This is a genomic window from Massilia sp. SYSU DXS3249, assembly GCF_053668055.1.
On sequence record NZ_JBSIPX010000030.1, the window covers coordinates 1 to 22,342 of the forward strand.

Annotated in this window: 17 protein-coding genes and 1 rRNA gene; 4 read left to right on the forward strand and 14 right to left on the reverse strand. The window is 65.9% G+C overall.

Annotated features, from left to right (window positions below):
* The 4 genes from ACWCIA_RS22335 to ACWCIA_RS22350 all read right to left on the reverse strand — a co-directional run.
* Positions 1 to 114, reverse strand: a 16S ribosomal RNA gene (locus ACWCIA_RS22335); the annotation flags it as partial.
* 516 nt (positions 115 to 630) lie between these two features.
* On the reverse strand, positions 631 to 1,800 hold the full coding sequence (locus ACWCIA_RS22340) for a porin (RefSeq protein ID WP_454166683.1): 1,170 nt from the start codon (positions 1,798 to 1,800) through the stop codon (positions 631 to 633).
* Positions 1,801 to 2,129: 329 nt separating this feature from the next.
* The gene (locus ACWCIA_RS22345; protein ID WP_454166684.1) at positions 2,130 to 3,620 is read right to left on the reverse strand and encodes a DUF3482 domain-containing protein; all 1,491 of its coding nucleotides are present in this window, start codon (positions 3,618 to 3,620) and stop codon (positions 2,130 to 2,132) included.
* Positions 3,617 to 5,098, reverse strand: a complete 1,482-nt coding sequence (locus tag ACWCIA_RS22350; RefSeq protein ID WP_454166685.1) for a DUF2868 domain-containing protein — start codon at positions 5,096 to 5,098, stop codon at positions 3,617 to 3,619. Before ACWCIA_RS22350 ends, ACWCIA_RS22345 begins: the two co-directional genes overlap by 4 nt.
* Before the next feature lie 290 nt (positions 5,099 to 5,388).
* Between ACWCIA_RS22350 and ACWCIA_RS22355 the strand changes: the two genes are divergently transcribed.
* From ACWCIA_RS22355 to ACWCIA_RS22370, 4 genes are all read left to right on the forward strand, one after another.
* The gene (locus ACWCIA_RS22355) at positions 5,389 to 7,689 is read left to right on the forward strand and encodes an alpha-amylase family glycosyl hydrolase (RefSeq protein ID WP_454166686.1); all 2,301 of its coding nucleotides are present in this window, start codon (positions 5,389 to 5,391) and stop codon (positions 7,687 to 7,689) included.
* A gap of 335 nt (positions 7,690 to 8,024) precedes the next feature.
* Positions 8,025 to 10,073, forward strand: coding sequence for a sigma-54-dependent Fis family transcriptional regulator (locus ACWCIA_RS22360; protein WP_454166687.1), 2,049 nt, complete (start codon positions 8,025 to 8,027; stop codon positions 10,071 to 10,073).
* 3 nt (positions 10,074 to 10,076) lie between these two features.
* Positions 10,077 to 10,700, forward strand: a complete 624-nt coding sequence (locus tag ACWCIA_RS22365; protein ID WP_454166688.1) for a cytochrome b — start codon at positions 10,077 to 10,079, stop codon at positions 10,698 to 10,700.
* The gene (locus tag ACWCIA_RS22370) at positions 10,697 to 11,656 is read left to right on the forward strand and encodes a beta-propeller fold lactonase family protein (protein ID WP_454166689.1); all 960 of its coding nucleotides are present in this window, start codon (positions 10,697 to 10,699) and stop codon (positions 11,654 to 11,656) included. Before ACWCIA_RS22365 ends, ACWCIA_RS22370 begins: the two co-directional genes overlap by 4 nt.
* A 479-nt stretch (positions 11,657 to 12,135) precedes the next feature.
* Here ACWCIA_RS22370 and ACWCIA_RS22375 read toward each other — a convergent pair whose 3' ends face one another.
* The 10 genes from ACWCIA_RS22375 to adh form a co-directional block, all read right to left on the reverse strand.
* Positions 12,136 to 13,122, reverse strand: coding sequence for an ATP-grasp domain-containing protein (locus ACWCIA_RS22375; protein ID WP_454166705.1), 987 nt, complete (start codon positions 13,120 to 13,122; stop codon positions 12,136 to 12,138).
* Between the two features lie 60 nt (positions 13,123 to 13,182).
* The gene (locus ACWCIA_RS22380; protein WP_454166690.1) at positions 13,183 to 14,379 is read right to left on the reverse strand and encodes a hypothetical protein; all 1,197 of its coding nucleotides are present in this window, start codon (positions 14,377 to 14,379) and stop codon (positions 13,183 to 13,185) included.
* A complete protein-coding gene (locus ACWCIA_RS22385; protein WP_454166691.1) occupies positions 14,376 to 15,332 on the reverse strand; it encodes a quinoprotein dehydrogenase-associated putative ABC transporter substrate-binding protein in 957 nt (318 codons plus the stop codon). The genes ACWCIA_RS22380 and ACWCIA_RS22385 overlap by 4 nt, the downstream gene beginning before the upstream one ends.
* Entirely contained in the window at positions 15,329 to 15,691 is a 363-nt protein-coding gene (locus ACWCIA_RS22390; RefSeq protein ID WP_454166706.1) for a c-type cytochrome, read from the reverse strand. Before ACWCIA_RS22390 ends, ACWCIA_RS22385 begins: the two co-directional genes overlap by 4 nt.
* Positions 15,692 to 15,872: 181 nt before the next feature.
* Positions 15,873 to 17,732, reverse strand: coding sequence for a methanol/ethanol family PQQ-dependent dehydrogenase (locus ACWCIA_RS22395; protein ID WP_454166692.1), 1,860 nt, complete (start codon positions 17,730 to 17,732; stop codon positions 15,873 to 15,875).
* 198 nt (positions 17,733 to 17,930) lie between these two features.
* Positions 17,931 to 18,275, reverse strand: a complete 345-nt coding sequence (locus ACWCIA_RS22400) for a hypothetical protein (protein ID WP_454166693.1) — start codon at positions 18,273 to 18,275, stop codon at positions 17,931 to 17,933.
* Between the two features lie 98 nt (positions 18,276 to 18,373).
* The gene (gfa, locus tag ACWCIA_RS22405; protein ID WP_454166694.1) at positions 18,374 to 18,967 is read right to left on the reverse strand and encodes an S-(hydroxymethyl)glutathione synthase; all 594 of its coding nucleotides are present in this window, start codon (positions 18,965 to 18,967) and stop codon (positions 18,374 to 18,376) included.
* A 36-nt stretch (positions 18,968 to 19,003) separates the two neighbouring features.
* The gene (locus tag ACWCIA_RS22410; RefSeq protein WP_454166695.1) at positions 19,004 to 20,110 is read right to left on the reverse strand and encodes an S-(hydroxymethyl)glutathione dehydrogenase/class III alcohol dehydrogenase; all 1,107 of its coding nucleotides are present in this window, start codon (positions 20,108 to 20,110) and stop codon (positions 19,004 to 19,006) included.
* The gene (locus tag ACWCIA_RS22415) at positions 20,107 to 20,529 is read right to left on the reverse strand and encodes a DUF779 domain-containing protein (protein WP_454166696.1); all 423 of its coding nucleotides are present in this window, start codon (positions 20,527 to 20,529) and stop codon (positions 20,107 to 20,109) included. The genes ACWCIA_RS22410 and ACWCIA_RS22415 overlap by 4 nt, the downstream gene beginning before the upstream one ends.
* A 14-nt stretch (positions 20,530 to 20,543) precedes the next feature.
* Positions 20,544 to 22,064, reverse strand: coding sequence for an aldehyde dehydrogenase (adh, locus tag ACWCIA_RS22420; protein WP_454166697.1), 1,521 nt, complete (start codon positions 22,062 to 22,064; stop codon positions 20,544 to 20,546).
* Positions 22,065 to 22,342 lie beyond the last annotated feature (278 nt).

Below are 22,342 nucleotides of genomic sequence, written 5' to 3' on the forward strand. Positions count from 1 at the left end.
TTACTCACCCGTTCGCCACTCGCCACCAGGCCGAAGCCCGTGCTGCCGTTCGACTTGCATGTGTAAAGCATGCCGCCAGCGTTCAATCTGAGCCAGGATCAAACTCTTCAGTTCAATCTCTGTTTGTTGACTCTTTCGAGTCATCGGCATTGCTGCCGAGTCGCTCACTCAAGATACTGACCGTCGCCTCATTGCTGAGACAACGTTAATACTTTTGTGAACATTTGATAATTTAAGTAATCACTGACCGAAGTCAGCGGCACCTTCATCAAACGCCCACACTTATCGACTGTTAATTGTTAAAGAACTTATTCCGTACTGCCTTGCTGCGCTCTGCGAATCGTTTTGTTCGTCAGCAGCAGAGAAGTGAGATTATGCAGTGTTTCGCTTAACTCGTCAACCCCTTCGTTTTTTCACCACGCTGTTCGCAGCGCACCGTCGACACCGCCAACTACTTGATTTCGTTGGTTGTTTCGCAGCGCTACTGCAGCGGGAGGCGAATCATAGCAAAGCGGATTCTCAGCCGCAAGGCCTTGCCGAGAATTTTTAAGCTGACATTAAGTCTCAAGGGGCGGCGGGAGGATCGGCCTGGATGCAACCGGCCGCGCTCCCGCGCCTGTCTGGCAGCCATCAGAAAAAGATGATGCCGCCGAGCGCCACCCCATTCATCTTGTCGCGCCCGCCACCGAAACCTTTCGAGCGGGTCTGCCCGGCTTCGGCCACCAGGGTAATCGCACTGTTGAGCGCGTAATAGGCGCCGGCAGTGAAGTTCGCGTTCGACTCCAGCCCTCCGGTGCCGACGGTATTGTCGTCGTTCTCGCTGCGGCCGTAGCTGAGGCCGAGCTTGAGCTGCTCCGAGACCTTATAGGTACCCTGCGCGAGGACGTGGGTGGTACGTACCCGCCCCTGGTCGGCGTCCGCCAGGATGCCCAAGCCCCTGCCGCGCTGGACGTTCACCAGCACGCCGAGCGGCCCCGACTGATACAGCACGCCGGCCTCGATGCCGCGCAAGGTCAGGTCAGGCGTGCCCGGCACTTCCGGTTCCAGGCGCTGCCCCTTGGCGCCGAGCCAGGCTTTGATGTCGCCCTGGGTCCAGGTCAGCTGTGCCTGGTACTGCGGGGTCGAGTCGGCGGAATAGGCGGAGCCGGCGATCACCGGCGTGTCGTCCACCGGGCTCATGATGCCGATGTCGACGCCGATGCCCGAGCCAAGGCCGAGACCGGCGCCTATCTTGGGCGTGCTCCAGGCGATCTGGCCGTAATGGCCGAGATAGGCGTAGCCGGCGCCGATGTGGCCCAGCGCCACGCGGCCGCGCTGGGTGGCCTGCACCGGTGCGCCGGCGCCCATCAGGGTCATGTCGTTGAGGATGGCGTTCGCCCCGAAGATGCCGTAGTCGCGGCCGAGCTTGAAAGTGCCGAGAGTGGGGGTACCGAAGGTGAAGAATGCCTGGCGCACGTCGACCCCGTTGTTGGGCGAGATCGCGCTGTCGGTGGCGGTGTGGACGTAGATGCCGATCAGTGCCTTGATGTCGAATCCGCCCTGCTGCGAGGACGCGGAGGTGACCAGTCCGCTCGGGAGCAGGCCGTTGCCGACCGTGGTACGACTGTCGCGCCCGCCGCAGCCGAGGGCCTGCCCGCCCAGCGCCAGCCCGCCGACCGCGCCGCCATCGCAATCGACGAAGGTGTAATAGGCATTCACGTTGCCGCCGACATTCACCGTCCAGTCGCCCGCCTTGATGTCGACCGCCAGTGCCGGCTGCATGCATGCGGCCAGCGTGCCAAGTGCAAGAATCTTCTTCATCGCCATCTCCTTGTTCGGCCGTTATGGTTGTGCGCATCGGTTGATGCTGACCTAGGGGGTGGCAAATCCCGTGCCCGACAATTCCGGGGCTGGAAGCGGCTGGCAAAAACGGCGTGACGGCCCTGCCGTACCGGCGTGCCGCCTTCGACAAGGGGTCGTAAGCTGAAGGTTTTGCCAGAAGCTCCACGAATGCATGGCCGTGTTCGCTGTGCTGTGCCGTATCGGATCAGGTGCTGGGATAACTGTGCCGTTCCGGATCGGCGGACACGACAGGAAGATGACCGCAAAGGCTGCGCACGCCGGCGCAGCCTTGGAAGAGGATGGTGGACTCAGGCAGCGGCGGCCGGCGCCTTGCCGGGGAGCGCCGCCGCGGCGCCCGGATACAGCCGGGCCAGTGTCGCATTGACCACCGGCTCGACCAGCGCCAGCACGCGCGCGCTGGCAGCGCCCAGGTCGGGCGCCTCGCGCACTGCCTGCCAGAGCGAGGCTGCTTCTCCGTTCTGCGCCGCCAGCGCCGCCTCGACTTCCGCCTGCCAGAAGGCAGGGGCTTCGCTCTCGACGTAATTGCCGCGCCCGCGTCCGAAGTGGGCGACGGCGAGGTAGCGCAGCACCGCGCCGACCAGCAGCGTCTGCAGGAAGGCGTCGGCAAACTGCACCGTCGGCTTGTCGCGGTCGAATCCTTGATTAAAACCCCAGGCGGCGCCGGCCATCGTCAGGCCGCCGACGATCGCGCCCAGCAGCGCGCCGACGCCCATCGTCAGGCCGCCCGCCAGCATGTCGGCCGAGAGCCCGGTGGCCGCGCCCGAGACGACCGCGCCCAGCAGCCCGGCCTGTGCCTTGTCGATCGGCGCCTTGACGGCGAAATTCTCACGCACCCGCATGTTGATCGTGGTCGCCTGCCCCGGGTCGATCTTGTGCAGCCTGAGCATGCGCACGGTCGCCTTGTTGATTTCTCCGTTCAGACGCTCGACCAGTGCTGCCATCGCCGCTTCCTGGCGCTTCTGCTCGTCCTTGCCAAGGCCGACAGCGGCGAGCGCCGAGCGGAACATGCCGCGCTCCTCGTCGAGCACCAGCTCGCTGTCGCGCGCGGCGGCGGCGACCTGCTCGGCCGTCATGCGCAGGGCATCGGCGTAACGCCGCTGGTTGTGCGCTTCCCATGCCGCGCGCAGGCGCGCATAGCCGGGCTGCTTGGCCTCTTCGATCAGCGGCGCGACCGCCTCGTAAAACACGTGCTCGTGCACCCAGCAGCGGGCAAAGGCGTCCAGCGCCAGCACGTCGCGCACGATAGGGAAACGCGCCAGGTGCCCCTTCCACTCCTGCTGCTCGGCGCCCTCGGCGGCCCCGGGACGCGGCGGCCCCATCTGGTTGAGCAGGACCACTACCGGTTTACCCAGCCATTCGAGGATGTTCATCTCGGCCGGCAGGTAGCCGGCGTCGCCCGGCGCCTCCGAAGAATTGACGAGATAGAGCACGACATCGGCTTCGTCCTTGGCCGCGCGCAAAGCTTGTTGGCTCAGCCAGAACGGACGGTCGCGGTAGCGGTCGAACACTTCGCGCAGGAACCAGCCGATCGGGTTGCCCGCCATCGCCAGGCGCTTGAGCAGGCGCACTGAGTCGCCGAAGCCCGGCGTGTCCCACAACAGCAGGGTGTCGCCCGCCGCACTGGTTTGCAGGGGATGGGCTTCGGCAAAGGTCGTCACGTGGGCGGCGTCGCGCACCTCTCCCACGTCGGCGCCGACCAGGGTGCGTGCGAGCGTGGTCTTGCCGTTGTTCGTATGCGATACCAGGGCGAACTGGATTTTGACGGGGGCCTCGTTCATCGCAGCTCCGGCAGGGCCAGGCCTGCGCCCAGTTCGATCGGCCGTTTGTCGGGGTCGAGCAGGTTGACCACCGTCGCTGCGGTACCGTGGAAGCTGCAGAACTGGCGCCACAGCGAAATGCGCTCGGTAATGCGCGCCTCCAGGCCGGCCTGGCCGGCGCCGCGTTCGACCATGCTCGACTCGTCGAGCAGCACGGCCACGCCGCGCTTGCTGTGGCGGACCAGGTAGTCGAGGAAGGCGCCGTGGTTTTCCTTTTCGGGCGTCGCGGACAGGCTGAACAGGGCTGCGGTGACCGTCACGTCGGTCTCACCCAGGCCTGCCTCGCCTAGCGCCTCCTTCGGCTCCTCGCCGTAGGGCACCGCCGGGCGCAGCAGCACGCGCGCCTGGGCGCCGAGCGCCATCGCGGCCACCGCCCACAGACCGCGGTCGCGCGCCTCGTCGAGCGTGAAACTGTAGGGCAGCACGCGCAAGACGGCCGCCTTGCCGGCGCCGATGCTGTCGGCCAGGCGGCGGAAATACGGATGCTCGAGGTCGAGCGGAAAACGTTTCGCCAGGCGCCGCGCGCGCCAGCCCGCAAACAGGGCCAGCAGCACCCGCGGCAACACGACCAGCAGCAGGATCGTCGCCCCGTACAGGTGCACCCAGCGCTCGCCGCCGCCGGCCGGGGTCGTTGCGCTGAAGCGCAGGGACTCGATCTCGGCCAGCGAAAAGCCCTGCAGGAAGGGGAAGAAGAACAGCGCCGGCGCGAACAGCCAGGACAGCAGCGTGTGCACCTGGGCCGCGTCGAGGAAGGTGCTTTCCCAGCCGGCCACATATTGGGTCAGCAGGCCGCGCCCGTACAGCGACAGTACCGCACCCAGCGCCAGCGCGGCCGCCGACAGGTGCACGGTGCGCGACAGGCGCGCGCGTGTCAGGGGTTCGCTCAGCGCGGCCCATTCGCCGAGGAAGTGCGTCACGCCGCGCGACAGGGGGCCGGGCAGCTTGCGCGGCAGCGCCGCCTTGCCGACGCTCAGGCGGTGCAGCAGGCCGGGCCGCGCCCATCCGGTCTTGCGCCCAGGGATGAGGGCCCAGACCAGCAGCGCCAAATACACCAGCAGGTTCCAGCCGATGATGGCCAGCAGCGGCGCCGACAGCAGGTCGACGCGGTGCGGATCGGCGATCTGGTCGAGCAGCAGGCCGGCGGCCAGCGCCAGCAGCGGCAGCGCGAGCCAGATCCCTTGCAGGCCGAGCCCGCGCTTCTGGAAGCTGGCAAAGGCCGGCACGCGCTCGGCCAGGCGTTTCAGGATCTGGTCCGAGCGCTGCTCGAGAAAATGGTCTTGCGTGGCCGGGCCCTTGCTGTCGGCGGCCTGCCAGGCCGCCAGCTCGCGCGCGCTGCGGCTCGCGTACTTGCGGTCGTCCTCGCTCAGCACCTCGTGCCCGGTATCGGCGCCTTCGATCGAACGTACCAGCACGACACGTCGTGCAACCTGCTCATTCATGCTCGTCTCGTTTTATTGGATTGGCAACATCGCATCCGGATTGTGCCAGATTTGGTCCCGGCACCGACGCCCTCTGCCCGCGCCAAGCGCAAGGTAACAAAACTACTCACACACAATTGACTTCGCCAAGAGCGCGGGGTAGCGTCCCCTACGTGTATTGATGAGTTATCCGGAAGAGGTAGCGAAAGTACACCCACGCCCATCGCAGGCGCGCATCCGGGGCATCGCATCGACAGCATCGATGTCCCATCAACAAATGTTTATAACAACAAACAAAAGACGGAGACTACATGCAACAGAAACTGCTGGCCGCACTCATCACCGGCGTCCTCGCCGCTACCTTGACCGGCGCCCCGGCCTCGGCCGCGATCAATCCCAACAAGCTCGGCGCCGCCTACGACGCCACCAAGGCCAACGTCACCTTCAAGGTGTATTCCGGCAAGGCGACGCGCATCGAGCTCTACCTGTACAGCACCGCGACCGGCACCGCCGAAAAGGCGCGCTACGTGATGACCAATTCAAGCGGCATCTGGTCCGTCACCATCCCGACCAGCACCCTGAGCAGCCAGGGTTTAAGCGGCACCCTGTACTACGGCTACCGTGCCTGGGGGCCGAACTGGCCCTACAACACGGGCTGGACCAAGGGCTCGAGCGTCGGTTTCGTCAGCGACGTCGACGCCGCCGGCAATCGCTTCAACCCGAATAAACTGCTGTCCGACCCGTATGCGCTCGAGCTGAGCCACGACCCGACCACCAGCACCAACACCAACGGCACCATCTACGCCAGCGGCGCCCTGTACCGCAACATCGACAGCGGCAACCTGGCGCCGAAAGGCATCGTGCTCTCCGGCGACACCCAGTCGATCGGCGTGAAACCGACCCGCGCGCTGAAGGACGACGTCGTCTACGAAGCCCATGTGCGCGGCCTGACGATGAACGACACCAGCATCACCGCCGCCTACCGCGGCACCTACAAGGGCGCGGGCCTGAAGGCGGCCTGGCTGGCCAGCTTGGGCGTGACCGCGATCGAGTTCCTGCCGGTACAGGAAACCCAGAACGATACCAACGACAACGACCCGAACAGCAACAGCGGCGACAACTACTGGGGCTACATGACCCTGAACTATTTCGCCCCGGACCGCCGCTACGCCTACGACAAATCGCCGGGCGGCCCGACCCGCGAATTCAAGGAAATGGTGAAAGCCTTCCACGACAACGGCATCAAGGTGCTGGTCGACGTGGTCTACAACCACACCGGCGAAGGCGGCGCCTGGTCCTCGACCGACAAGACGACTTACAACATCACCAGCTGGCGCGGCCTCGACAACCCGACCTATTACAGCCTGACCTCGGACATGCAGAACTCCTGGGACAACACCGGCGTCGGCGGCAACTACAACACGCGCAACCTGGTGGCCCAGAACCTGATCGTCGATTCGCTCGCCTACTGGCGCGACAAGCTGGGCGTGGACGGCTACCGGTTCGACTTGGCTTCTGTTTTGGGCAACACCTGCCAGCACGGCTGCTTTAATTTCGACAAGATGGATGCTGGCAATGCGCTCAACCGCATCGTGGCCGAACTGCCGCCGCGCCCTGCCGCCGGCGGCGCCGGCGTCGACCTGATCTCCGAACCATGGGCGATCGGCGGCAACTCTTACCAGGTGGGCGGCTTCCCGAGCGGCTGGGCGGAGTGGAACGGCGGCTACCGCGACGTCGTGCGCCAGGCGCAGAATAAACTGGGCAGCGCGCCGATCACGACTGGCCAGCTGGCGACCCGCTTCGCCGGTTCCAGCGACCTGTACGGCGACGATGGCCGCAAGCCCTGGCACTCGATCAATTTCATTACCGCGCACGACGGTTTTACCCTGAAAGACCTGTACAGCTGCAACAGCAAGAACAATAACCAGGCCTGGCCCTGGGGGCCGAGCGATGGCGGCGAGGACAACAACAACAGCTGGGACCAGGGCGGCATCGCCGGCGACCAGAGAAAAGCGGCGCGCAACGGCATGGCGCTGATGATGCTCTCGGCCGGCGTGCCGATGATCGTCGGCGGCGACGAGGCGCTGCGCACCCTGAACTGCAACAACAATCCGTACAACCTGGATTCCTCGGCCAACTGGCTGGGCTGGACCCGCACCACGGACCAGAACAACTTCCAGGCGTTCACGAAAGCGATGATCGCTTTCCGCAAGGCCCACCCTGCCCTGCGTCCGGCGAATTTTTATTCGAGCGTGGACAACAACGGCAACGTGATGGAGCAGCTGCGCTGGTTCAAGCCCGACGGCGGCGTGGCCGACGCGACCTACTTCAACAATCCGGACAACCACGCGACCGCCTGGCGCATCGACGGCAGCGAGTTCGGCGATACGGCCTCCGCCATCTACGTCGCGCACAATGCCTGGAGCGCACAGGTGAACTTCACCCTGCCCTGGGCGGGCGCCGGTAAAACCTGGTACCGCGTGACCGACACCTGCACCTGGGCCGAAGGCGCCTCGCAAGTGAACGCACCGGGCAGCGAAAGCCCGGTCGGCGGCGAAAATACGAGCTACGGCCTGTGCGGCCGCGGCACCCTGGTGCTGATCGCCAAGTAAGCTGACTCCTCCTGGCCGCCGGGCCACGCCTTGCGCGTGGTCCGGCGCCACAAGCGCCCCTTCTCCTGCCTGCGCCGACCGACCCGGCGAACGCGACATTGCTACGACCATAAATCTCGCCAAACGTTCCCCGCAATCGCCGCATTGCTGATGCCGCTCTGTACCGGGCCAAGTGTGACTTATGCAGTGTGGGCGATTGTTCAAAAATATCGAAATTGGTTCGACAATTCATTCGTCGAAGGGTGTATTCTTCACAACAGATGGGGTGGTTAAACTCACATAACAGTCCATACGGTGACGGCGTCCAGCGCCAGTCACGGGGCCCAGGAGACAGCATGTCGAAGTTTGCCGTGGAACACGTCAAGCGCGTCCATTCGGTCGTCCACGACCGGATCGGATCCGACCGGGTTGGAGGGAACCGGATTACCCGGTCCTGGATCCGGTGCCTCAACGAATACCAGCTCGACCCCGGCAGCTGCGCCGAACCCGAAGTGGTCGCGCCCTTCGAGCTGCAGGAGCGCCAGGAACGGCTGGCCGACGTGCAGGCCGTCGCCAAGGTCGAAATGGCCAACCTGTACCAGCAGCTTGCCGGCTCGGGTTACGCAATCATGCTGACCGACCGCGAAGGCGTCCTGCTCAATTACTTCGGCGACCCCGCCTTTACCCACGCGGCTTCCAAGACCGGCCTGATGCAGGGCGCAGTGTGGAGCGAGCGCGTGCAGGGTACCAACGGCATGGGCACCTGCCTGGTCGAACGCCGCCCGCTTACCGTGCACCAGGACGAGCACTATCTGTCGCGCAACATCGGCCTGTCCTGTGCCGCGGCCCCGATCTTCGACCACCAGGGCGAGCTGGTCGGCGTGCTCGACGCCTCCGGCGAATCGCGCCTGGCCCAGCAGCACACGCTGGCCCTGGTCAGCATGTCGGTGCAGATGATCGAGAACCGCGTGTTCCTGCACCAGTTCCGCCACGACTTCATCCTGCGCTTCCACAACCGCCCGGAATTCGTCGGCACCCTGAGCGAAGGGGCGATCGCCCTGAGCGTCACCGGCACCGTGCTCGCCGCCAGCCGCGCGGCCCTGTCCCTGCTCGGTTACAGCAGCCCGCTCGACATCGTCGGGCGCGACATCTGCGAACTGTTCAACCTCACCTTTTCCGGACTGGTCGACAGCAGCGTGCGGCGCGCCTTCCACCCGGTGCCGATCTTCGAGGTGCGCAGCAACGCCCGCTTTTTCGCCGTGGTCTACCAGCCGGTCGCGGCCAACAGCGCGCGCCGCCCGCAGCGCAGTACAGGGGCGCTCCCCGAGCCGGCGCCCAGCACCGCGCTCGATGCGCTGCAGCTGGGCGACCCGGCCATGCGCGCCAACATCGAGACCGCCAAGCGCGTCATGGAACGCAACGTGGCCGTCGTGCTGCTGGGCGAGACCGGTACCGGCAAGGAACGTTTTGCGCGCGCCATGCACTTGTCGGGCAGTCGCGCCAGCCGCCCCTTCGTCGCGATCAACTGCGCCTCGATTCCCGAGTCCCTGGTCGAGAGCGAACTGTTCGGCTACCGCTCGGGCGCCTTTACCGGCGCCAGCAAGGACGGGCAGCGCGGCAAGCTCCTGCAAGCCAACGGCGGCACCCTCTTCCTCGACGAGATCGGCGACATGCCGGTCGCCCTGCAGGCGCGGCTGCTGCGCGTGCTCGAGGAACGCGAGGTGGTGCCGCTCGGCGGCGAGGCGCCGGTCAAGCTCGACATCCGCCTGATCAGCGCCACCCATTGCGACCTGGGCAAAAAGATCGAGAGCGGCGAGTTCCGCGAGGATTTGTATTACCGGCTGCAAGGCGTCACCTTCACCCTGCCGCCGCTGCGCGAGCGCGCCGACCGCCATGCGCTGATCCGCCAGCTGGCCTTCGAGGAAAGCGACACTGGCTGCCCGGTCGAGCTCGAAGACAGCCTGATGGCCCTGCTGGAGCGGCAGCGCTGGCCCGGCAACCTGCGCCAGCTGCGCCACCTGCTGCGCACCATGATTGCGCTGCGCGAATCGGACCGCCTCGGCGTGCATGACTTGCCGCCCGAGTACCGGCATACCCTGATGGAGAGCGGCACATCGGCCATGGCGGCCAGCATGCATCCACCCGTGTCCGCTGCCATGCCTGCCGCGGCGGCCGGCAGCCAGGCTCCTCCCCATGTGCAGACCGACATCGAGGGCAAGCCGGATGCCAGGGCCGGGCTGAATGCCTTCGAGTGCGCGGAACGCGAGGTGCTGCTGCAGGAATTGAAACGCCACCAATGGAACCTGAGTGGCGTCGCCCGCGAACTGAACATCAGCCGCAACACCCTGTACCGCAAGCTGCAGCGCCTGAACATCGAGCATCCCGACAAATCGCTGTTCCATTGAGCCATGAACGCCCCGCTGCACGTCCCGACGCAGTTGTCCGCTCCGGTCCATGACCGCTATACGGCCACCGCGATCGCCCTGCACTGGCTCATTGCGCTGCTGCTGCTCGGCCAGTTCGCCTTTGGCCTGATGCTCGAGGATATCCCGCGCGGCACGCCCGAACGGGGCTACTACGTCAACCTGCACAAGAGCAGCGGCATCGTGATCGGCCTGCTGATCCTGCTGCGCCTGGGCTGGCGCCTCACGCACAAGCCGCCGGCCCTGCCGGAATCGATGCCGCGCTGGCAGCGCCGCGCGGCCAGGTTCAGCCACATTGCCCTGTACGCCTGCATGCTGGCGCTGCCGCTGTCGGGCTACCTGGCGTCGAATTTCAGCCGGCACGGGGTCAAGTTTTTCAACCTGGTGCGCTGGGCGCCCTGGGGGCCGGACGACAAGGCCCTGTACGCCTTCTTCAACGGCGCCCACCACCTTTTCGCGCTGTTGCTGGCACTGCTGGTGGCCGTGCACGTGCTGGCAGTCATAAAACACATGCTGGTCGACCGCGACGGCCTGCTGCTGCGCATGTGGCCGCGCCAGCGTGCGCGCGCCACCGACACCCCTTTCAACCCGCCCGTGGAGACCCGATGACCATCCTGCCGATCCGCCGCCTTGCCGCCGCCCTCGTGACCTCGCTTGCCGTCCTGCCCGCCGTTGCCCTTGCCGCACCCATGGCCTATGTGCCGAACGAAGGCTCCGGCACCATTTCGGTGATCGACACGGCGAGCGACCAGGTGGTGGCGGAACTGCCGGGCGGTTCCAAGCCGCGCGGCCTGGCGATCGGCCCCGGCGGCCGCTGGCTGTATGTCAGCGACCAGCCGAACGACCGCCTGCAACTGGTCGAACTCGGCACCCGCAAGCTGGGCGCGACGGTGGCGCTGGGCGACTCCCCGGAAGGCGTGTCGATTTCGCCGGACGGGCGCTGGGTGGTGGCGGCCGTCGAGGGCAAGAACGAAATCGCCGTGACCGACACCCGCACCAATGCGCTGGCATTTTCGATTCCGGTGCACGGCAAGAATCCCGAGCACGCCGTATTCAGCCCGAACGGGCGCCTGCTGTTCGTCAGCGCCGAGGAAGGGGACGCCGTCGACATCATCGACTTCGGCAGCCGCAAGCAGGTGGCCCAGGTGGCGGTCGGCGCCCGCCCGCGCGGCATCGGCTTCCTGCCCGACAGCAGCCGCGCCTATGTCGCCGCCGAGAACGCCAACGAAGTCTTCGTCATCGACACCGCCACGTTCGCCGTCGTCGCCCGCATCAAGGCCGGGCTGCGCGCCAACGGCATCGCCGTACATCCGAGCGGCAACTACGTCTATGTCTCGAACGGCGGCGACGCCAATGTGTCGGTCATCGACACCAAGACCAACCAGGTGGTGGCCACCGTGCCGGTAGGCCAGCGCCCCTGGAACATGGCGCTCACCCCGGACGGCAAAAAACTCTACGTCGCCAACGGCCGCTCGCATAACGTCAGCGTGATCGACACGGGAACGCGCACCAAGCTGCGCGATATCGCGGTGGGCAAGCTGCCCTGGGGGGTGGTGATCAAGTAGCGCTTGGATAGCGACCTAGGATGGAGCCTTGGATGCCGGGGGCATCCAAGGCAACTCCACGCGTTTGGAAACCGTTGCGTTCCCATACTGCCTGGCTCAGCAAGTGACCTCGGCAGCTCCCTTCCGGAGTCGATCACCGGTCCGAAGAGAGGCAGCGAATGGGCTTTTCGTGTGAGCGGCGGCCTGAAAACGCGTGGACTCGGGCGTCCACCCTACATCGCGGGCTGGGTCGCGTCTGCCATTCTGCTGGCGAATGTTTTGTTCACTCAGAAGGGTGCCAGGCCGCATGCCGGGCTGGTTTCTGCCATTATGCCGCTCGATGACATAGAGGTTCACCGGCTGCGGTATCCTCTCAACCGCCAGCCCTCGCCCCACCGCCGGCGCTCACCGTACCACCTGCAAACGGCACCGTCAGGCCCGCCCCTCACCTCGGCAATCCGATCGCCAGCCCATCCAGGTAGCAAGCCTTTTGGCACGCGTCAAATGCCGGCGCCGGCCTGGAAGCCTCCGACGTCGACGCTCACCGGGCGGCATCCGCCCGGCGGCGCCGGCAGGCCGGCCTGTCCCTTCAGGAGGTCGATCACCAGGCCGGCCGGGTTGCAGCCGATCGAGGCGTGCAGGCCGGCATAGGCTGCGGTCAGGCGCGGGTTGACGTCGAGTACCACGGCGCCGCGCTCGGTGAGGATGATGTCGACGCCGACATAGCCCCACAAGGTAGGAAGCGCCGCCGCCACCTGCTGTGCCAGGCGCTCGAGCGCGCCGTCGGCGTCGCTCAAGCCATTTACGGTACTGCCGAGGAAATGGAAGCGGTTGTCGTGCACCGCGACCCGCTCCAGGTTGCGCGCCAGCAGGCGCGCGGTGCCGTCGCAGCAGAGCAGCGATAAACTGCCCAGCTTGCCCGCGACGAAGGGTTGCAGGATGTATCCTTGCGCGGCGCTGGTGCGGATCCACGCCAGCGCCGCCGCACGGTCGCTGAACAGGCGCGTGTCGAGGCAGCCGGCGCCATCGTCGGGCTTGACGACCCAGGCCCCCTCCCCCTCGGGCAGGCAGGCGTGCGGCCGATAGGTGGGCACCGTCGGCACCCCGCCCTCGGCCAGCGCGCGCGCCACCTTGAACTTGCTGGCCGCGACCCGGACCGCTCCCGGTGCGCTGCCCAGCAGGATGCGTTTGCCGCGCAGGACATCGCGCGACAGGTTTTCCAGCAAGCCGTCCGACTCGGGCGCCAGCGGCCACACCGCATCGGCCGCCTGCATGCAGCGTGCGAAGCGCTCGGCGAACGACGCGCTCGCGAGCGCGCTGCCGGTGTCGGACCCGGCCAGGGCCGTCATCGTGCACACTTCGACGCCCGGCACGGACGCCAGGTCGGCCAGCAAGGCATCCATCAGCATGCCCGCTTGCTGCGTGAACGCGCGCGGCAGGGGGCGCGCCGTGCGGCCCCCCTCCATCACGTAATCGAAAGCAAACACTTTCAAGGGCGCCATCGTCTGCCTCCGGCGGGGTCCATGTCCAGGCTTGCCGAGCGACGCTCAGCGCCGCGGTTCGGTGACCTTGACCAGGGTAAGCGTTTCGTCGATGACTGGCATGGCGGCGCCTGGCGCCGCGCCGGGCTGGTTCGGCCCCGGTGTTGCGGCTTGCGGCACGCCGGCCTGGGCTGCTGCCCCCGTCCTGCTCGCAACGGATGGCGTGCTCGGCCCGCCTGCCGCGGCAGACGCCATGCCGGGCTTGGCCGCTCCGCTTGCCGGCGCAGGACCGCCGGTCCTTGCCACGCCGGCCGCTGCGTTTGCAGCCGCTCCCTGGCCGGCGCCGGCAGGGCCCGCCATGGCGCTGCCTGCCGTAGCGACGCCCGCCGCAGCACCCTGCGTTGCGGCGCCCGGGGGTTTCCCGCCCGCCGCCGTGCGCGCCACCACCGTGCCGGCCGCCGGCCCACTTCCCGCCGCGTTGGCCAGGGTGGTGCTCACCCGGTACACGCCGCCGGGTACCTGGTCGCTGAGCACGAAGGTATAGGTCTTGCGCACATAGTTTTCGAAGCGCGCATGCAGCGGGTCGTCCAGGTAGGGCTGGATGCGCACCGCCTTGGCCTCGACCGTCTTGCCCCCGTAGCTGATGCGCTGCGGCGTTACCTGGGCGCCGTTGGCCAGCGCCAGGCGGATGCGTTTGCGAAAATAGCCGACCGACCCGCCGGTCAGGCGTTTCATTTCCGCGATGTCGTGCTCGAGAAAGCCGAGCAGCACCGGATTGCCGTGGGCGTCGTCTATCTCCGGCAGGGCCTGTTTGCGCTCGCCGGTCAGGAAGTGCAGCACGGCGTGCAGCTGCCCTTTGTCGCGCGACACGTCGAGCTGGACGCTGTCGGTAAACGCGGGCTCGACGTTGCTCTGCTTGCGGTATTCATAGACCAGGGTGGCCGGCGCCTTGATCCGCGCGAGGTGGTCGGTCTCGAACAGCAGCACTTCGGCAGGCGAGACGGGCTGGGCGCCGGCCATGCCGAACGGAAGCATGGCAAGGACGGCCGTGCGAACGCAGCCGGCAAGACGGAAGCCAGGGCGCGCACCGGGACGTGGTCCCCGCTTGCACCCCGGATTGTTCCCCTGGGCGCCCTCCAGCTCCCTCTCCAGCTCCCTCTCCAGCTTGCCCGCCGGCTCGCACAGCCGCCCGTGCCCGGATGCTCGCCCTGGCGCGGTCGGCGCCATCCCGTGCGCCGTGCGGCAAATCGCAGCGCCGCTCATGGCTTCCTCGCCGGTTGCGGCGCCAGCGCCATCGCCGGAGGCTGCTCCAGTAGCGGCACACCGTACTGCTGCAGGATGGCACGGATTTTCGCTTCATTGGCGGCGATCAAGGAGTCGATCCGCTGGCGGAAATCCTTGTCGGCATGGCGCACCCCCATCGCGATCTCGAAGTCGAACTTGATGCCGGGCCGTGAGGCCAGCGGCACCGCCACGATCGGCGCCGTCCGCGTATTCTTCGCGAAGTAGCCGGCAATCGGGCCCCAGGCGAAGGCCACATCGATCTTGCCGCTGGCCAGGTCGTTCTCGATGATCTGGCCGGGATACTGGTCGGCGTCACCGGTCTGGCTCTGGTACCACTCGACCTGCTCCATCAAGTCGTTCTGCAGCAGCCAGTCGGTGACCGGCGAGCCGGCGAAGGCGCCGAAGCGCAGCTTCTTGCGCTGCGCGGGTTCGAGCGCCAGCAAGTCTTCCAGGCTGCGCACCCGGTCCAGCCCCTTGCCCTTTACATAGGCCATGGCGTAGGTGGAACGGTAATACGGACGCGTGGTGGCCGCCAGCTCGAAACCCTTGGCCACGCCCATGACCAGGTCGCACTTGAAGTGGTCCGCATGTTCTTCCTTGGCGCGCAGGGTATTGCGGATGAAGCCGATCCGCTGCGGATACCAGGTGTACTCCAGTTTCCAGCCCAGTTCCTGTGCAAACAGGGTGGCGATCTTGTTCTCGAAGCCGGCTTGCGCGCGGTTCGACAGGGGCAGGTTGTTCGGGTCCTCGCAGACCCGCAACACCTTGTCGAAGCCGGGCGGCTGCGTGTCCTGTGCGCTTGCCGGGTTGCCCAGGCAGGCCAGCACGCAGGCGCCGCTCGCCAGCAGCGCTTGCCAGCCCTGCCGCCGCATCTGCTGCGGCAGGGCTTTTTCCGTTCGCCGGCGCAGCGGCGCCCCTGTCCGCCATCTCATTTGCCCATCTCCTGGAGCCGGCCGGGCTGGATGGCGCCATCGGAACGCCCTTTCAGATAGGCGTACAGGCTGTCGATGTTTTCGTTGACCATCTTGCTGCCATCGAAGTTCGGCATGCCCTTCTCGATCCGTCCCTTCAGCACGGCGGTCTTGAATTCATCCTTGCTGAGGACTTTCAGGCTGTCCACCAGCGACGGCCCGACCATGCCCTCCTGCGCCGCACCGTGGCAGCGCTCGCAGGCCATGGCGCGCCAGGTGCGCCAGCCGCTCAGGGTCTGCGCATCGACCTTGTTGCCTTCCACTACCTTGTAGGGGGCGTTATCGGCTGCCACCGCTGGGGCGGACAGCAGTCCCGGCATCGCGGCCAGGGCCCAGCAAGCGGCAGCGGCCGCTGCTTTTTTCGTGAGTCTGTTCATATTCATTCCTGGGAAACGGGGTACGGCTGCCGGTGCATGGACCGGCAACCGTTTTTACACAATGCACGGCCAGTCGGACGGTCGGTCCGGTCAACCAACCTGAACGGCTGGTTGACAGGCCGCCTTACCTGGCATGCTTGGCGCTTGCCGGTGCGCTGGCTTGCGCGCTGGTCTGCGTCAGGCGATCCGGCAATGCGAACACCGTGAGCACGCCGCCCAGCTCGGTGTACTTGGCCAGGTCCTTGTAGCCGCCCACCGCGCCCAGGCCTTCGGTGCCCTTGGTCAGGCCCGCCGCCAGGCCGATACCGGCCCAGCCGCCAATGCCCGACAGCACGCCGATGTACTGCTTGCCCTTGTATTCCCAGGTATGAACGTTGCCGATGATCCCCGACGGCGTCTTGAACCTCCAGAGTTCCTTGCCGTTGAGGTCGACCGCCTTGATGTGGCCTTCCAGGGTGCCGTAGAACACGACGTCGCCGGCGGTGGACAGCGCCCCGCTCCAGACCGAGAACTTCTCGGGCTTGGACCAGACGATCTTGCCGGTGCCGGCATCCCAGGCGATGAAGTTACCCAGGCCGCCATGGCTGCCCGGCGCCGCATACATCGAGAGGGTCGAGCCGACATACGGCTGGCCGGCCGTGTACTCGACCTGGAAGGGCTCGTAATCCATGCAGACGTGGTTGGTCGGCACATAGAACAGGCCGGTCTTGCGGTTGAAGGTGGCCGGCTGCTGGTCCTTGGTGCCCAGGGCCGAGGGGCAGATGCCCTTCGAGTTGAAGTCGGGGCCGTTCTTGTCGGTGCTGTATTTCGCCACGACTTGCGGACGGCCGCTCTTCATGTCGACGTGGGTCGCCCAGTTCACCTTCGGATCGAATTTCTCGGCAACCAGCAGTTCGCCGCTGACGCGGTCGAGCGTGTAGGCGAAGCCGTTGCGGTCGAAGTGCACCAGCGCCTTGCGCGGCTGGCCCTTGACCTTGATGTCGGCCAGGATCATTTCGTTGACGCCGTCATAATCCCATTCGTCGTGCGGCGTCATCTGGTAAACCCATTTCGCCATGCCGGTGTCGAGGTCGCGCGCGAAGATGGTCATCGACCACTTGTTGTCGCCCGGACGCTGGCGCGGGTTCCAGGTGCTCGGGTTGCCGGTGCCGTAGTAGACCAGGTTGGTGGCCGGGTCGTAGCTGTACCACCCCCAGGTGGTGCCGCCGCCCAGCTTCCACTGGTCGCCCTTCCAGCTCTTGAGCGAGGAGTCCGGGCCGATCGGCGCCATCTTGCCGTCGGTCCAGGTCATGGTCTTGTTCGGATCGACCAGCAGCTCGTTGTCCGGGCCGGTGCTGTAGGCGCGCCACAGCACTTTGCCGGTGTTCATGTCGTGCGCCGTGATCCGCCCGCGCACGCCGAATTCGCCGCCGCTGATGCCGGTCAGGATCTTGTCCTTGAAGACGTGGGGGGTGTTGGTGGTGGTTTCACCGATCTTCGGATCGCCCACCTTGTTCTTCCACAGTTCGGCGCCGGTCTTGGCGTCGAGCGCCACCAGGGTGGTGTCGGCCTGCTGCAGGAAGATCTTGCCGTTGGCGTAAGCGACGCCGCGGTTGACCGTGTCGCAGCACATCACAGGGATGACGGCCGGGTCCTGCTTCGGTTCGTATTTCCAGCGGATGCTCTGGTCTTCCAGCGAGACCGCGAACACCTTGTTCGGGAAGGGGCTGTGGATGTAGAGGGTGTCGCCGATCACCAGCGGTCCGCCTTCGTGGCCGCGCAGCACGCCGGTCGAGAAGGTCCAGGCGACTTGCAGGTCCCGGGCGTTCTTGGCGTTGATTTGCTTGAGCTCGCTATACCGGTGGTTGGCAAAGTCGCCGGACTGCATCGCCCAGTTCTTTGGGTCCTTGGTCAGCTTTGCGACATCCGAATCGGCAGCCATCGCCGGTCCGGCAGCCAGTGCCAGGCATGGCCACCAGCGGATGAGTCTCGTTGCGAATGACATGATGAAGTCTCCTATGGTTTTTTTAGCGGTCCAAGCAGTTAGTCCTGCAACACCTCAGCGTGGGGATCGCCCCACTCCTACACAGCACTTAGCGTGCCAGTGCCCGCAAGGGGCATGGCTGGCACACCTTGTTCAGATTCGAGACAATCCCGGCCAGCCTTGTGTCATCCATGACGCAACACCGGACTCGGCAACCCATTACCGTTGCGGCACGTAGCAGGCCTTGTTGGCGCTGGCCTGGATGACCTTGTACTTGTTCGCCATCTCCTTGACCGGCGGCGGGTCGCGGAACACGGCGCCGCGCTCGCCCGCCATGGTCTGGTTGCGCAGGGCGGTCGACATCTCGACGTATTCCTCGTGCTTCATGGTCTTGGCGATGTGATCGATGACGCAGGAGCACTTGTAGAGGTATTCGTACTTGCTTTCGTGCTTTTGCATGCACTCCAACACGTACTCCACACGGCTGCTGGTCGGGAAATCATTGGCATGCGCCGCGGGCGCGGCAAGCAGGGTCGACAACAGCAGCAGGTGCGATCGCTTCATTCTCTTCTCCAGTGTCCAATTGATTCACAAGGTCGTCGTTGCAGGAGTGACAGAGGCCACCGGCCTCTGTCACCGTACGTCCTGCTTCACCCGGCGCCTCAAGCCTCCTGCAGCACCCCGCGCGCCTTGGCGACGTGGGTCGAGATGGCGTCCATCAGGGCCGGCGACAGGGCGTCGTAGGGCGGCAGGCCGAGCTCGTTCAGGCGTGCCCGGACGGCCCCCATCTTCGACGGGGGGTAGCCGGACTCGATGATCGAGGACACGAAGGCGGCGAATTCGGGCGGCGCCCAGCCGCTCTCGCGCGACAGTTCGGTGTGCACGAAATCCAGGCCGTGGAAGGGGTGCGCCGTGTTCTCGATGCGACCGTACATGTGCACGCCGCAGTCGCGGCAGGCATAGCGCTGGATGGTGGCGGAAGTGTCGGCAATGGCCAGCTTGTCGGCGTTGGCGGTTACCTTGAGCTTGTCGCGCCCGACTACGGCCACCTGGGAAAACAGCGCCCCGGCCGGCTTCCAGCACTTGGTGCAGCCGCACACGTGGTTGTGCGCGACCTGGCTCTGGATTTCCACCGTCACCGGATTGGTGGCGCATCGGCAGGTCAGGGTGCCGCCGGCGAAGTTGGGTGCCGCGGGCTGGATGCCGTTATCGACGGCAGGATGGATTTTCACGCTGCTGCTCATGTCGTTGCTCATGTTCGGTCTCCCTGGTTAATTGGTCCAAAAACATCCTCAGTACAGCACCACGGAACGGATCGATTCCCCGCTCTTCATCAGGTCGAAGCCCTCGTTGATACGCTCGAGCGGCAAGGTGTGCGTGATCAGGTCGTCGATATTGATCTTGCCGTCCATGTACCAGTCGACGATCTTCGGCACGTCGGTACGGCCGCGCGCGCCGCCGAAGGCGGAGCCCTTCCACTGGCGTCCCGTCACCAGCTGGAACGGCCGGGTGCTGATCTCCTGGCCGGCCGCGGCGACGCCGATGATGAAGGACTGCCCCCAGCCCTTGTGCGTGCACTCGAGCGCCTGGCGCATCACTTGCGTATTGCCGACGCATTCGAAGGAAAAATCGGCGCCGCCGTCGGTCAGCTGCACGATGTGGTCGACGATGTTGCCGACCTCGGCCGGATTAATGAAATGGGTCATGCCGAACTTGCGGGCCATCTCTTCGCGCGCCGGGTTGAGGTCGACGCCGATGATCTTGTCGGCGCCGACCATCTTCGCGCCCTGGATGACGTTCAGGCCGATGCCGCCCAGGCCGAACACGACAACGTTCGCACCGGCCTCGACCTTGGCCGAGAACACGACCGCGCCGACCCCGGTGGTGACGCCGCAGCCGATGTAGCAGGCCTTGTCGAAAGGCGCGTCCTCGCGGATCTTCGCCAGCGCGATTTCCGGCACCACGATGTAGTTGGAGAAGGTCGAGGTGCCCATGTAGTGGAACAGCTGCTGGCCCTCGAGCGAAAAACGGGAGGTCGCATCCGGCATCAGGCCGCGGCCCTGCGTGGAGCGGATCGACTGGCACAGGTTGGTCTTGCGCGACAGGCAGAATTTGCATTGCCGGCATTCCGGCGTGTACAGCGGAATCACGTGGTCGTCGCGCTTGACCGAGGTGACGCCCGGACCGGTTTCCAGCACGATACCGGCCCCTTCATGCCCGAGGATGGCCGGGAAAATTCCCTCGGGATCGGCGCCGGACAGGGTGTAGTAGTCGGTATGGCAAATGCCGGTGGCCTTGATTTCGACCAGGACCTCGCCGGCGCGCGGACCTTCGAGGTCGACTTCGGCGATGGACAGGGGTTGCCCGGCTTTCCAGGCGATGGCTGCTCTCGTTTTCATGTGGCTTTCCATGTCGTAGAAGATTGCGGTGAATGCGGTGCCCCCTGCGAGGCGTGCTGCTGCAGCAGTTGCAGTTCGTCGTCGGTGAACAGGCGCGAGCGCGTCAGGAAGCGGCGCCCGGTGCCGTTATCGAGCGAGAACATGCCGCCGTTGCCCGCCACCACATCGATGATGAGCTGGGTATGCTCCCAGTAGGCGAACTGCTCGGCGCCCATGTAGAAGGGCGCACCGTCGAGGCTGCCAAGGCAGACGTCGGTGTCGCTGATGGCGAACTCGCCGTCCGGGTAGCACATCGGGGTGCTGCCGTCGCAGCAGCCGCCGGACTGGAAAAACATCAGCGGGCCGTGCCGCGCGCGCAGCTGGCCGATCAGGTCCAGCGCGGCGTCGGTGGCGATCACCCGCTCAGGGGCGCCGTTCATCGGGCGGTCCATGCTCAGAAGAAGCCCAGAGCTTTCGGGCTGTAGCTCACCAGCAGGTTCTTGGTCTGCTGGTAGTGGTCGAGCATCATCTTGTGATTTTCGCGGCCGATGCCCGACTGCTTATAGCCGCCAAAAGCGGCGTGGGCCGGGTACAGGTGATAGCAGTTGGTCCAGACGCGTCCGGCCTGGATCGCGCGGCCGACGCGGAAGGCACGCGCCGAATCGCGCGTCCACAGCCCGGCGCCGAGGCCGTACAGGGTGTCGTTGGCGATGCGCAGCGCGTCGGCTTCGTCCTTGAAGGTCGTGACCGACACCACCGGGCCGAAGATCTCTTCCTGGAAGATGCGCATGCGGTTGTCTCCCTTGAACACGGTCGGCTGCACGTAGTAGCCGCCTTCCATGTCGCCCTGCATCGCGTGGCGCTCGCCGCCGGCCAGCACCTCGGCGCCTTCCTGGCGGCCGATGTCGAGGTAGGACAGGATTTTCTCGAGCTGCTCCTGCGAGGCCTGGGCGCCGATCATGGTCGACGCATCGAGCGGACTGCCCTGCTTGATGGCGGCCACCCGCGCCAGGGCGCGCTCGATGAAGCGCTCGTAGATCGATTCCTGCACCAGCACGCGCGAGGGGCAGGTGCACACTTCTCCCTGGTTCAGCGCGAACATCGCAAAGCCTTCCAGGCACTTGTCGAAGTAGTCGTCGTCCGCGTCCATCACGTCGGCAAAGAAGATGTTCGGCGACTTGCCGCCCAGCTCGAGCGTGACCGGGATCAGGTTCTGCGCCGCATAGCCCATGATCAGGCGGCCGGTGCCGGTTTCGCCGGTGAAGGCGATCTTGGCGATGCGTTTATTCGACGCCAGCGGCTTGCCCGCCTCCAGGCCGAAACCGTTGACGACGTTGACCACGCCCGGCGGCAGCAGGTCGCCGATCAGTTCCATCAGCACCATGATCGAAGCCGGGGTCTGTTCCGCCGGTTTCAGCACCACGCAGTTGCCCGCGGCCAGCGCCGGGGCCAGCTTCCAGACCGCCATCAGGATGGGGAAATTCCAGGGGATGATCTGGCCGACCACGCCCAGCGGCTCGTGGAAGTGGTAAGCGTAGGTCTCGTGGTCGATCTGGGCGATCGAGCCTTCCTGGGCGCGGATGCAGCCGGCGAAATAGCGGAAGTGGTCGATCGCCAGCGGCAGGTCGGCGGCGGTCGTTTCGCGGATCGGCTTGCCGTTGTCGATGGTCTCGGCCGTGGCCAGGGTGGCCAGGTTCTGCTCCATGCGGTCGGCGATGCGGTTCAGGATGGCGGCGCGCTCGGCCTGCGAGGTCTTGCCCCAGGCCTCTTTCGCGGCGTGGGCGGCGTCGAGCGCCAGTTCGATGTCCTCGCCCGTCGAACGGGCGATTTCGCAGAACGGCTGGCCGGTGATCGGAGTGATGTTGGGGAAATACTCTCCCTTGACGGGCGCCACGAACTTGCCGCCGATGTAGTTGTCATAACGCTGCTTGAACGGATTGGCAACGCCCAGCTTGCTGATGTCTGCGAGATTCATGTCATCCTCTTTTTCAGTTTTTCGGTAATCGTGTTTGGTTCCCGGGGGTGCCTGGCTGCGTTCCGAAACCTTCACACTGCCGTGGCAGCTGTCCCGATCCTGGAACAGGTGTGCCGCCTTGCGGTGTCGCCGGCCCGTCGATGCGCTGCCTGGTGCGCCCGGTTCACCTCCAATGCAAGGGGCGTGCCATCGGGTTACCATGGCAAAGTTATTGCTTGAATTGCACGGTGTGGCCAGTGTCACGGCCGGCATTCACCCCAACACCGTTATCGGAGACA

What these genes read in the sequence shown, in the direction of transcription:
- ACWCIA_RS22345 (WP_454166684.1), bottom strand. Translation starts at nt 3,620, where the DNA reads ATGAACGAGGCCCCCGTCAAAATCCAGTTCGCCCTGGTATCGCATACG.
- gfa (WP_454166694.1), bottom strand. Translation starts at nt 18,967, where the DNA reads ATGAGCAACGACATGAGCAGCAGCGTGAAAATCCATCCTGCCGTCGAT.
- ACWCIA_RS22400 (WP_454166693.1), bottom strand. Translation starts at nt 18,275, where the DNA reads ATGAAGCGATCGCACCTGCTGCTGTTGTCGACCCTGCTTGCCGCGCCC.
- ACWCIA_RS22385 (WP_454166691.1), bottom strand. Translation starts at nt 15,332, where the DNA reads ATGAGATGGCGGACAGGGGCGCCGCTGCGCCGGCGAACGGAAAAAGCC.
- ACWCIA_RS22415 (WP_454166696.1), bottom strand. Translation starts at nt 20,529, where the DNA reads ATGAACGGCGCCCCTGAGCGGGTGATCGCCACCGACGCCGCGCTGGAC.
- ACWCIA_RS22355 (WP_454166686.1), top strand. Translation starts at nt 5,389, where the DNA reads ATGCAACAGAAACTGCTGGCCGCACTCATCACCGGCGTCCTCGCCGCT.
- ACWCIA_RS22360 (WP_454166687.1), top strand. Translation starts at nt 8,025, where the DNA reads ATGTCGAAGTTTGCCGTGGAACACGTCAAGCGCGTCCATTCGGTCGTC.
- ACWCIA_RS22340 (WP_454166683.1), bottom strand. Translation starts at nt 1,800, where the DNA reads ATGAAGAAGATTCTTGCACTTGGCACGCTGGCCGCATGCATGCAGCCG.
- adh (WP_454166697.1), bottom strand. Translation starts at nt 22,064, where the DNA reads ATGAATCTCGCAGACATCAGCAAGCTGGGCGTTGCCAATCCGTTCAAG.
- ACWCIA_RS22380 (WP_454166690.1), bottom strand. Translation starts at nt 14,379, where the DNA reads ATGAGCGGCGCTGCGATTTGCCGCACGGCGCACGGGATGGCGCCGACC.
- ACWCIA_RS22410 (WP_454166695.1), bottom strand. Translation starts at nt 20,110, where the DNA reads ATGAAAACGAGAGCAGCCATCGCCTGGAAAGCCGGGCAACCCCTGTCC.
- ACWCIA_RS22365 (WP_454166688.1), top strand. Translation starts at nt 10,077, where the DNA reads ATGAACGCCCCGCTGCACGTCCCGACGCAGTTGTCCGCTCCGGTCCAT.
- ACWCIA_RS22390 (WP_454166706.1), bottom strand. Translation starts at nt 15,691, where the DNA reads ATGCCGGGACTGCTGTCCGCCCCAGCGGTGGCAGCCGATAACGCCCCC.
- ACWCIA_RS22350 (WP_454166685.1), bottom strand. Translation starts at nt 5,098, where the DNA reads ATGAATGAGCAGGTTGCACGACGTGTCGTGCTGGTACGTTCGATCGAA.
- ACWCIA_RS22395 (WP_454166692.1), bottom strand. Translation starts at nt 17,732, where the DNA reads ATGTCATTCGCAACGAGACTCATCCGCTGGTGGCCATGCCTGGCACTG.
- ACWCIA_RS22370 (WP_454166689.1), top strand. Translation starts at nt 10,697, where the DNA reads ATGACCATCCTGCCGATCCGCCGCCTTGCCGCCGCCCTCGTGACCTCG.